The organism is Amycolatopsis sp. NPDC054798 (genome assembly GCF_053611505.1).
On sequence record NZ_JBSHAM010000171.1, the window covers coordinates 1 to 10,181 of the forward strand.

Consider the following 10,181-nt stretch of genomic DNA (forward strand, 5'->3'; position numbering starts at 1 on the left):
GCAGTGCACCCGGCCTGGGGGCCGTGCGCACTGCCCTCCAGACGCCGACGCGATCCCGCGCTTGGGTTGAGTGTGGCGGGACGGGGTTAGTGGTTGGTGCGGTGGCGTAGCAGGACGACAGTGTTGTCGAAGGTGCGTGTTTCGACGAGCTGTAGTTCGGTGCGGGCGTCGGCGAAGGGGCGTTTGTCTCCGCCGAGGATTACCGGGTGGACGCAGACCAGGTATTCGTCGATGAGGTTGCGGCGGCCTAGTTCTGCGGCTAGGGCGTAGCCGCCCATCAGGAGGATGTCGCCGTCCGCATTGGCTTTGTGGTTGGTGACTTCGGAGGTCAGGTCGCCCCTTGCGATCTCGGTGTTCCAGTCTGCCGAGGTCAGGGTGTGGGAGAAGACCAGTTTCGGCTTCTTGCGCCACAGCGGGGCGAAGGCTAGGTCGTGCGGGTGGTCCGAAATGGACTCCGCGTCGGGCCAGTAGCTCGACATCATTTCCCATACGCGGCGGCCGTAGGCGAACAGGGCGGCGCGTTCGCACAGTTCGTTCGAGTAGGCCGAGAGTTCTGGGCCCATTTGGGGCCAGTCGAATTCTCCGGCGGGGCCTTCGACGCAGCCGTCCAGGGACGTGTGGACGGCATAGACCAGGTTGGCCATGGCGGGCTCGCTTTCTTGAGGGGTGCCGGTCACCAGGAGGTCGAAGCCACCATGGCCGTCTGGACATCGTCGCGCGGGAAAGTTTTCAGTATTCGTCGTGGCGGCGCCACCAGGAGCTGGGGGCGTCGGTGCCGGGGGAGGCTTCTTCCCAGGCTTCTTGGCGGCCGAACGGGGTGACGTCCAGGTATCGCAGGGTGGTGACGAACTGGTCGCCGCCTCGGCCGTCGGTGAAATAGGTGCGGTAGATGTCGTTGCCGTCGCGGAGGAAGACGCTCAGGCCGAAGCCGCCGTTGACGCCGCAGTCTGAGGGGAAATCCGTGCCTGCGGCGGAAGCCCAGGGGAGGGTCCAGCCCATTCGGGTCCAGTAGCGCTCGATTTCCGGGGCGGTGGCGGGGGCGACGATTTTGAGTGTGACGTCGCGGGCGTGCAGGTGTGCGGGGTGGCCCATGGAGTCCACGAGCATCGAGCAGCCCGGGCAGCCCGCTTCGTTGCCGGGGCCGAGCATGAAGTGGTAGACGACCAGCTGGCGGCGGTTTTCGAAGAGATCGAGCAAGGACTGCGGGCCGTCGGGGGTGGTGAAGCGGTACTGCTTCGGGTAGTGGACCATGGGCATTTTGCGGCGTTCGGCGGCCAGTCGGTCGGCGGCGCGGGTGTGGTCTTTTTCCTTGCGCAGCAAGGATTCGCGGGCGGCGGCCCATTCTTCGGGAGAGACGATTCGGGGGAGTGCGGTGGTCATTTCGCTGCCTCCAGGATGCGGTTTAGGTCTTCGAAGCCGGATTGCCAGCCGTCGGCGTGGCCGTCGCGTTCTGCGTTGTTCGGGAACGGGGCTTGGTGGAAGGTCATCGAGGTTTTGCCTGCCAGTTCGGCGAAATCGATGGTTACCAGCGTTTCGCCGACTTCGTCTTCCGGGTGGTGCCAGCGGAAGGTGAACACGAGCCGGGAGGGGGACGAGACCTCGCGGTAGACGCCGGAGACCCGGCGGTCGATGTTCTGCTCGGCGCTGGTGATCCGGCTGTGCCAGGCGCCGCCGGGGCGCGGGTCTGTGCTCGTCTCGGAGGCGACGAAACCATGCGGGCCGAACCAGGCGGCCAGGTGCGCCGGGTCGGTCCAGGCCTGGAACACCAGTTCCCGCGGTGCGTCGAAGATCCGCGTGATGGTCAGCTCGGTCATTCGGCCCCCTCCTGCAGCTGCCGCAGGTGCTCGTCCAAGCGGTCGAATCCGGACTCCCAGAACTGCCGGTACTCCGCGACCCAGGTGGCGACGTCTGCCAGCGGGCCCGCTTCCAGCCGGCAGGGCCGCCACTGGCGGGTGCGGCCCCGGCTGATCAGCCCGGCCTGTTCCAGCACTTTCAGGTGTTTCGACACCGCCTGCAGGCTCACCTCGAACGGCTCGGCCAGTTCGTTGACGGTGGCCTCGCCGCGGGTGAGGCGGGCGAGGATCGCGCGCCGGGTCGGGTCCGCCAGTGCGGCGAAGGTGGTGCTCAGCTGGTCTGCGGGCATCGGGTGCTCAATCACTTGGTTAATTAACTGATGGGTTGAATATAGCTCCGCTGTCAACCCTTGAGAGCTGGGTCACTTCCAGCTCCGGTTTCCAATAGTAGGAAGTCCTAGTAAATTGGGAGGATGAGCGGCAGCGACCTGTACCGACCCGCGAACCCGGTCCGGTTCGTCACGGCATCCAGCTTGTTCGACGGCCACGACGCCTCGATCAACATCATGCGCCGGATCCTGCAGTCCCAGGGCGCGGAGGTGGTGCACCTGGGCCACAACCGGTCGGTCGACGAGGTGGCCACGGCCGCGATCGCCGAGGACGTCCAGGGTGTCGCCATTTCCGCTTACCAGGGCGGGCACGTCGAGTACTTCAGCTACCTCGTGGAGCTGCTGAACGAACGCGGCGCGGGGCACATCAAGGTGTTCGGCGGCGGTGGCGGCGTCATCGTGCGCGAGGAGATCGACCTGCTGCATTCGCGCGGCGTGGCGCGGATCTTCTCGCCCGAGGACGGGTACGAGATGGGCCTGCCGGGCATGATCAACATGATGATCAAGGCCTGCGACAGCGACCTGTCCGCGCAGCCGCCCGCCTCGGTCGACAAGCTGCTGGCCGGCGACGTTCAGGCGCTCGCGCGGGTGATCACCCAGCTGCAGCGCGAAAACCTGCCGGAGGAATGGCTCACGGCGATCACCGAGGCCGCCGGGCAGAAGCACGTGCCGGTCCTGGGCATCACCGGCACCGGCGGGTCCGGCAAGTCCTCGCTGACCGACGAGCTGATCCGCCGCTTCCGGCTCGACCAGGAAGACAAGCTGCGCATCGCCGTCCTCGCGGTGGACCCGTCGCGGCGCAAGGGCGGCGGCGCGCTGCTCGGCGACCGGATCCGGATGAACTGCCTCGACGGCTCGCCGGTGTACTTCCGTTCGCTCGCCACCCGCACCACCAGCGGCGAGATCCCGGCTGGGCTGAGCGAGTCGATCCTCGCCTGCAAGGCCGCCGGGTTCGACCTGGTGATCGTGGAGACGCCGGGCATCGGCCAGGGCGACGCGGGCATCGTCGACTACGTGGACGAGTCGCTGTACGTGATGACTCCGGAGTTCGGCGCCGCGTCGCAGCTGGAGAAGATCGACATGCTCGACTTCGCCGACGTGGTCGCGATCAACAAATTCGAGCGCCGCGGCGCCGAGGACGCGCGTCGCGATGTCGCGCGTCAGCTGGTGCGCAACCGCGAGGCGTTCGGGTCCGCGCCGGAGGAAATGCCGGTGTACGGCACGAGCGCGGCGAAGTTCAACGACGACGGCGTGACCGCGCTGTACCAGCACCTGCGCGACATGCTCGCCGACCGCGGGCTGTCGGTGTCGGCCGGTACGCTGCCGGCGGTGTCGGGCAAGGTCTCGACGGACGCCAGCACGATCATCCCGGGCAACCGGGCGCGCTACCTCGCGGAGATTTCCGAGACGGTGCGCGGATACCACGAGCAGACCGAGAAGCAGGTCGCCGCGATCCGCAAACGCGAGCACCTGGCCGAGGCCAAGGCTGCTCTGTCCGAAGTGGACGCGAGCACGGACGCGCTGGACGGCCTGCTCGCCGCCGCGGAGTCCGATGTGGACGGCGAGTCGACAAAGCTCCTCGAGCGATTCCAGGCGCTCGCCGCGGAGTACCGCCAGGACGAGCTGGTCGTGAAGATCCGGGACAAGGAGCTGCGCACCCAGCTGTGGCGGGAAACCCTGTCCGGCAACCGGATCCCGCGCGTTTCGCTGCCGCGCTACACCGAATCCGGCGAGCTGCTTTCCTTCCTGCGCAGGGAAAACCTGCCCGGCTACTTCCCGTACACCGCGGGCGTGTTCCCGTTCAAGCGCGAGGGCGAGGACCCGGCGCGGATGTTCGCCGGCGAGGGCGACGCGTTCCGCACCAACCGCCGGTTCAAGCTGCTGTCGGCCGATTCCGAAGCCAAGCGGCTGTCGACGGCGTTCGACTCGGTCACGCTGTACGGCCACGACCCGGACACCCGCCCGGACATCTACGGCAAGGTCGGCACCTCCGGCGTCTCCATCGCGACGCTGGACGACATGAAGGTCCTCTACGACGGGTTCGACCTGACCGCGCCGAACACCTCGGTGTCGATGACGATCAACGGCCCCGCGCCGACGATCCTCGCGTTCTTCCTGAACACCGCGATCGACCAGAAGTTCGCCGCGTTCCGCGAGGAGCACGGGCGCGAGCCGTCCGCGGACGAGGCCGCCGAACTGCGCGAATGGGCGCTGCGCAACGTGCGCGGCACCGTGCAGGCGGACATCCTCAAGGAAGACCAGGGCCAGAACACCTGCATCTTCTCCACCGAGTTCAGCCTCCGGATGATGGCCGACATCCAGGAGTGGTTCATCCAGCACGGGGTGCGCAACTTCTACTCGGTGTCGATCTCCGGCTACCACATCGCCGAGGCCGGGGCGAACCCGATCTCGCAGCTGGCCTTCACGCTCGCCAACGGGTTCACCTACGTGGAGTCGTACCTGGCGCGCGGCATGGACATCGACGATTTCGCGCCGAACCTGTCGTTCTTCTTCTCCAACGGGATGGACGCGGAGTACTCGGTGCTCGGCCGGGTCGCGCGGCGGATCTGGGCCGTGGCGATGCGCGAGCGCTACGGCGCGAACGACCGCTCGCAGAAGCTCAAGTACCACGTGCAGACCTCCGGCCGGTCGCTGCACGCGCAGGAGATGAGCTTCAACGACATCCGCACCACGCTGCAGGCGCTGTGCGCGCTGTACGACAACGCGAACTCCTTGCACACCAACGCCTTCGACGAGGCGATCACCACGCCGAGCGAGTCTTCGGTGCGCCGCGCGATGGCCATCCAGATGATCATCAACAAGGAGTGGGGCCTGTCGAAGAACGAGAACCCGCTGCAGGGTTCGTTCGTGATCGACGAGCTGACCGACCTGGTCGAGGAGGCCGTGCTCACCGAGTTCGACCGGATCTCCGAACGCGGCGGCGTGCTCGGCGCGATGGAGACCGGCTACCAGCGCGGCCGGATCCAGGACGAATCGCTGCTGTACGAACGCAAGAAGCACGACGGCTCGCTGCCGATCATCGGCGTCAACACCTTCCGCAACCCGAAGGCGGGCGAGGACGACGTCGAGGTGGAGCTGGCCCGCGCGACCGAGGACGAGAAGCAGTCGCAGCTGCGCAGGCTCGCCGATTTCCAGCAGGAGCACCGCGAGGAGGCCCAGCAGGCGCTCAAGGCGCTGCGCGAGGCGGCCACCCGCGGCGGCAACCTGTTCGACGTGCTGATGGATGCCGCGCGGGTGTGCTCGCTCGGTCAGATCACCGAGGCGTTCTTCGAGGTCGGCGGCCAGTACCGGCGCAACGTCTGATCACGCGCGCCGCGCGGCCAGCCGCCACATCGGGGCGAGGACCCGGCCCTGCTCGTCGACGTCCAGCGAGTCGAGCGAGGCCGGGTCCGGCTGTTCGTCCGGCGAGGAGACGGCGGCGACCGCGGCGATGAGGCCCTCGCGGGTCATCGCGGTGGTGTAGACGGCCGGTTCGAGGACGTCGATCGTCCAGCCGTTGCCGACGGTTTCGCGCAGGTTCTGCTCGGTGATCCGGTACGGGATCGGGAACTCCGCCGGTACCGCGTCGGAGAAGCAGAAGATGTTCAGCCGTGCGCCGGGCTTGGTCGCGCGCCCGAGCGCCGCCACGTACGCGTGCCGCTCTTCTTCGTCGAGACAGTGGTAGAGCGCGCTGTCGAGGACCGCGTCGAAGCGGCCTTCGTACCCCTCGAGCCGGGTCGCGTCCGCCTGGGCGAAGGTCACGTCCAGACCGCGCTTCGCGGCGGTTTCGCGGGCACGCGCGAGCGCGGTCTGCGCGCCGTCGAGACCGGTGACCCGGTGTCCGCGAGACGCGAGGAACATCGCGTTTTCGCCGAGACCGCAGCCGATGTCGAGCACCTCGCCGTGGAATCCGCCGTCCGCCTCGAGCGCGACCACCGCGGGCTGCGGGCCGTCGATGTCCCACGGGACCTTTTCCCCGATCGGGGTTTTGCCCTGGTACATGTCCTCGAAGTCGACGTCCGTCACGTCCATCCGGAGCCTCCTATTCAACAGTTGATGATTTCACGCTAGCGGACGATCCCGGTGATCTGTCAACAGCCCGCGGGAATACCTGCCCGATCCCCGGAGTAGAAGGAGGCATGGATTTCGGCATCTCGACGTTCGTGACCGACGAAGGCATCCGGCCCGACGTGCTGGGCGAAGCGGCGGAGGAGCGCGGGTTCGCGTCGCTCTTCCTCGCCGAGCACTCGCACATCCCGGCGAGCCGCGAAACGCCGTACCCCAGCGGGGGCGAGCTGCCGCGGGTCTACTACCGCACGCTCGACCCCTTCGTGGCGCTGACCGCGGCCGCGGTGAACACCTCGAACCTGGTGCTGGGCACCGGGGTCGTGCTGCTGATCCAGCGCGACATCATCCACACCGCGAAGGAAGTGGCGTCGCTCGATCTGCTGTCGCGCGGCCGATTCCAGTTCGGCGTCGGGGCCGGGTGGAACCGGGAGGAAATGGTCAATCACGGCACCAATCCGAAGACCCGGGGCGCGCTGCTGAACGAGCAGATCAAGGCGTTGAAGGAGATTTGGACGCAGGAGCAGGCGGAGTTCCACGGCGAGCACATCGATTTCGACCCGATTTTCGCGTGGCCGAAGCCGGTGCAGACGCCGCATCCGCCGATCCTGGTCGGCGGCGCGAGCGACGCCGCGCTGAAGCGGCTGATCGAGCACGGCGACGGCTGGATCCCGAACCCCGCGGTGTCGCCGGACGAGGTGCGCAGCGTGCGTCAGCGGCTCGCTGACGCGGGGCGCGCGGACATTCCGTCGACGCTCTTCGGCGGACCGGCCGACGCGGACGCGATCAAGCAGTACGCCGAGGCCGGCCTGAACCGGTACGGGTTCATGCTGCCGACCCTGCCGGAGGCGGAAACGCTGGCGCTGCTGGACGAATACGCCAGCCTCGCCGCTGCTTACCGGGCTGAGTAGCGTGCCGTGAAGGGAACCCTGAGGGAATCAGATTCCCTCAGGGTTCCCTTCACGGACTTTCAGCGCGGCAGGCCGAGCACTCGTTCCGCGGCGGCGGACAGCAGGACTTGCGTGGTGCCGCCCGCGATCGACAGGCAGCGGGTCAGCAGGAATTCTTGCGCCGCAGGCGTTTCCGCGACCAGCTCCGGTGCGAGATCGAGCGCGAACTCGGCTGTTTCCTGTCGATGCCGTACTCCGAGCAGCTTCGCCACCGACGACTCCGCGCCCGGCCCGAGCCCGTCCAGCCGGCGCAGGGTGGCCCGCAGGTCGAGCACCGAACACGCGCTGCCTTGCCCGATCAACGCACCGAGCCGGTCGCGGTCTACGTCCGCGGGGGCGGATTCCAGCAGCGCCTCCACGTTCTCGCCCACCGCTGAACCGCGGCCGAGCGCGACGCGTTCGTTCGCCAGCGTCGTGCGCGCCAGTTTCCAGCCCGCGCCGGGTTCTCCGACGACATCGGCGTCCGGCACGAACACGTCGTCCAGGAAGACTTCGTTGAACACGCTCCGCCCGGTGATCTCGCGCAGCGGCCGCGTGGTGATCCCGGCGGCGCGCATGTCGACCAGGAAGTATGTGATTCCCTTGTGCTTCGGCACGTCCGGGTCGGTGCGGGCGAGGCAGATCGCCCAGTCCGCCTCGTGTGCGAGCGACGTCCACACCTTCTGTCCGGTCAGCAGCCAGCCGCCGTCGGTCCGGCGCGCCACGGTGCGCAGCGACGCGAGATCCGAGCCGGCACCGGGTTCGCTGAACAGCTGACACCAGGTCAACTCGCCGCGCAGCGTCGGCCTGGCGAAGTGTTCGCGCTGGTCGTCGGTGCCGTGCGCGAGAATCGTCGGCACCGCCCAGCCGCCGATCACCAGGTCCGGCCGCCGGACGTCCGCCGCCGTCAACGCGGCGTCGATCCGCAGCTGCGTCGCCGCGTCCGCGCCCCGGCCGTACGGCTGAGGCCAGTGCGGGGCCAGCAATCCGGAGTCCGCGAGCGCGGTGCGGCGGTTTTCTTCCGGCAGCGCAGCGATTTCCGCGACCAGCCGGGTCACCTCGGCATCCTCGCCGACGTTCACCCCGAGCGTCCGCCGCTTCCCGGCCAGCGCCAGATCCGCCGCCCGCTTCCGCCACCTCTGCGAACCGCCAAGCCACTGGCGCAACGCCAACGCGCGCCGCAGGTACAGATGCGCCTCGTGCTCCCAGGTGAACCCGATCCCGCCGAGCACCTGAATGCAGTCCTTCGCGTTTTCGATGGCCGCGTCCAACGCCACCGCCGCCGCGCTCGCCACGGCCAGCGGATCGCCGACCGACGAAGCCGCGTCCCACGCCAACGCCTCGGCAGCCTCGGCACGGCACAGCATCTCCGCGCAGAGGTGTTTCACCGCTTGAAAAGCGCCGATCACCTGCCCGAACTGCTCCCGGACCTTGGCGTACTCGACGGCCGTCGTCAGGCACCAGCGCGCTACGCCCGCCGCTTCCGCGACCGCGAGCGTCGCCGCGAGATCGCGGACGTCCGGCAGGTCCAGCACCTCGCCCGGCAGCTCGGCGTCGGGTTTGACGCGTCCCAGCGACCGGGAAAAATCGAAGGGAGCCAACGGTTCCACCGCCACACCGGGCGGCACCAAGACGTACCGTTCGCCCCTCGGCACGAGCAACCACGACTCAGCGTCCGCGCCGGGTACAGTCGCCGATTCGTCCAGTTGCACGGCGACCTTCGCGGTGCCGTCAGCGATCTCGGCGGCGAGTTCCTTCGCGTGCTCCGCGAGCAGCAACCCGGCCAGCGCCGTGCTCAGCAACGGTCCCGGCACCAGCGCTTCCGCCGCTGCGGCGAGCCCAGCCGCGAGATCCGCGACCGTCCCGTCCGCACCGTTCACCGACGCCGGCAACGCGATGCCGGTGAGACCGAGCGCCGCGAACCCGTCCGGCAGTCCGGCTCCAGTGGCTTCGGCCGCCCGCACAGCGGCGACCGGATCGTGTGCCGCCGCCCAGGCCTGCACAGCGGCAGCGAGCGCGGTTTGTTCCTCGGTGAGCGCGACCGGCATCGGTCTCCTCCTCGCGGGGTACAGAGCTACTGGCGAGTGTAGAACGTGTTACAGTTTTTCCGCCAGGCGGTCGAGAGTTGAACCTTTCTCCAGGGCAGGTACGCTTAGCCGGAAACTGGAACGAGTTCCGCAAGCTGCTTGCGCGACGACAGAGGGGAATGCGATGCCGGGGAAGGCGAAGACGCCGGCGGCGAAAACGCGGGCGAACGGCCTCGGCGCGATGGGCGAGGAACTGGGCTCCGCGGCCCAGCGAGACCGCCGCCGCCGCATCATCGACGCGACGCTCTCGCTGGCCTCCAAGGGCGGCTACGACGCGGTGCAGATGCGCGCTGTCGCCGAAAAGGCCGACGTCGCGCTAGGCACGCTGTACCGGTATTTCCCGTCGAAGATTCACCTGCTCGTGTCAGGCTTGGCGCAGCAGTTCGAAGCCGCGCACGAAAAGATCCAGCGCAGCGCGATCCCAGGCGAAACCCCCGCCGAACGCCTGATGTTCGTCCTGGGCCGCAACACCCGCCTGATGCAGCGCGATCCGCACCTGACCGAAGCGATGGTGCGCGCGTTCATGTTCGCCGACACATCCGCAGCCGCCGAAGTCGAACTGGTCGGCCGCCTGATGGAAGACATGTTCGCCAGCGCGATGGGCATCGACGACCCCACCGAGTCCGACCGCGACATCTTCCACGTAGTCGCCGACGTATGGATGGCGAACCTGGTCGCCTGGGTCACCCGCCGCGCCTCCGCCGCCGATGTCGCGAGCCGCCTGGAACTCTCCGTACACCTGCTCCTGGACAAATAGCCGTCCGTGAGGGAATCAGATTCCCTCAGGGTTCCCCTCACGACCACTCCGCCGCCCGGCTGCCCAGGGTGCGCCCCAATGTGGCATTGGGTGCATGCGACGCACCCAACGCCACATTGGGTGCCTCTGACGCACCCAAATCCCCAATGGGGCGCTAGCCC

9 protein-coding genes are annotated in these 10,181 nt (G+C 68.2%); 3 read left to right on the top strand and 6 right to left on the bottom strand.

The window, feature by feature from the left end; all coding sequences use genetic code 11:
• Positions 1-86: 86 nt before the first annotated feature.
• The 4 genes from ACWGIC_RS43545 to ACWGIC_RS43560 all read right to left on the bottom strand — a co-directional run bounded on the left by ACWGIC_RS43545 (position 87) and on the right by ACWGIC_RS43560 (position 2,143).
• Positions 87-644 (bottom strand): dihydrofolate reductase family protein, encoded by a 558-nt coding sequence (locus ACWGIC_RS43545; RefSeq protein WP_452081806.1) that lies wholly within the window; start codon positions 642-644, stop codon positions 87-89.
• Between the two features lie 85 nt (positions 645-729).
• A complete protein-coding gene (locus ACWGIC_RS43550) occupies positions 730-1,380 on the bottom strand; it encodes a DUF899 domain-containing protein (protein WP_452081807.1) in 651 nt (216 codons plus the stop codon).
• Entirely contained in the window at positions 1,377-1,814 is a 438-nt protein-coding gene (locus ACWGIC_RS43555; protein WP_452081808.1) for an SRPBCC family protein, read from the bottom strand. The genes ACWGIC_RS43550 and ACWGIC_RS43555 overlap by 4 nt, the downstream gene beginning before the upstream one ends.
• Positions 1,811-2,143 carry an ArsR/SmtB family transcription factor gene (locus ACWGIC_RS43560; protein WP_452081809.1) on the bottom strand — a complete coding sequence of 111 codons (333 nt, stop codon included), beginning with the start codon at positions 2,141-2,143 and terminating at the stop codon, positions 1,811-1,813. The genes ACWGIC_RS43555 and ACWGIC_RS43560 overlap by 4 nt, the downstream gene beginning before the upstream one ends.
• A 123-nt stretch (positions 2,144-2,266) precedes the next feature.
• Here ACWGIC_RS43560 and icmF point away from each other — a divergent pair, with 123 nt between their 5' ends.
• Positions 2,267-5,506 (top strand): fused isobutyryl-CoA mutase/GTPase IcmF, encoded by a 3,240-nt coding sequence (gene icmF, locus ACWGIC_RS43565; protein ID WP_452081810.1) that lies wholly within the window; start codon positions 2,267-2,269, stop codon positions 5,504-5,506.
• Here icmF and ACWGIC_RS43570 read toward each other — a convergent pair whose 3' ends face one another.
• The gene (locus ACWGIC_RS43570; protein ID WP_452081811.1) at positions 5,507-6,214 is read right to left on the bottom strand and encodes a class I SAM-dependent methyltransferase; all 708 of its coding nucleotides are present in this window, start codon (positions 6,212-6,214) and stop codon (positions 5,507-5,509) included. It lies immediately after the preceding gene.
• Between the two features lie 107 nt (positions 6,215-6,321).
• Between ACWGIC_RS43570 and ACWGIC_RS43575 the strand changes: the two genes are divergently transcribed.
• Positions 6,322-7,158, top strand: a complete 837-nt coding sequence (locus ACWGIC_RS43575) for an LLM class F420-dependent oxidoreductase (protein WP_452081812.1) — start codon at positions 6,322-6,324, stop codon at positions 7,156-7,158.
• 59 nt (positions 7,159-7,217) lie between these two features.
• On the opposite strand, the gene ACWGIC_RS43580 is transcribed toward ACWGIC_RS43575, so the two are convergent.
• A complete protein-coding gene (locus tag ACWGIC_RS43580) occupies positions 7,218-9,224 on the bottom strand; it encodes an acyl-CoA dehydrogenase family protein (RefSeq protein WP_452081813.1) in 2,007 nt (668 codons plus the stop codon).
• 163 nt (positions 9,225-9,387) lie between these two features.
• On the opposite strand from ACWGIC_RS43580, the gene kstR reads away from it, so the two are divergent.
• Positions 9,388-10,020, top strand: coding sequence for a cholesterol catabolism transcriptional regulator KstR (gene kstR, locus ACWGIC_RS43585; RefSeq protein WP_452081814.1), 633 nt, complete (start codon positions 9,388-9,390; stop codon positions 10,018-10,020).
• The last annotated feature ends 161 nt before the right edge of the window (positions 10,021-10,181 follow it).

Coding starts and splice junctions, on each gene's coding strand:
- ACWGIC_RS43545 (WP_452081806.1), bottom strand. CDS start 644: ATGGCCAACCTGGTCTATGCCGTCCACACGTCCCTGGACGGCTGCGTC.
- ACWGIC_RS43550 (WP_452081807.1), bottom strand. CDS start 1,380: ATGACCACCGCACTCCCCCGAATCGTCTCTCCCGAAGAATGGGCCGCC.
- ACWGIC_RS43555 (WP_452081808.1), bottom strand. CDS start 1,814: ATGACCGAGCTGACCATCACGCGGATCTTCGACGCACCGCGGGAACTG.
- ACWGIC_RS43560 (WP_452081809.1), bottom strand. CDS start 2,143: ATGCCCGCAGACCAGCTGAGCACCACCTTCGCCGCACTGGCGGACCCG.
- icmF (WP_452081810.1), top strand. CDS start 2,267: ATGAGCGGCAGCGACCTGTACCGACCCGCGAACCCGGTCCGGTTCGTC.
- ACWGIC_RS43570 (WP_452081811.1), bottom strand. CDS start 6,214: ATGGACGTGACGGACGTCGACTTCGAGGACATGTACCAGGGCAAAACC.
- ACWGIC_RS43575 (WP_452081812.1), top strand. CDS start 6,322: ATGGATTTCGGCATCTCGACGTTCGTGACCGACGAAGGCATCCGGCCC.
- ACWGIC_RS43580 (WP_452081813.1), bottom strand. CDS start 9,224: ATGCCGGTCGCGCTCACCGAGGAACAAACCGCGCTCGCTGCCGCTGTG.
- kstR (WP_452081814.1), top strand. CDS start 9,388: ATGCCGGGGAAGGCGAAGACGCCGGCGGCGAAAACGCGGGCGAACGGC.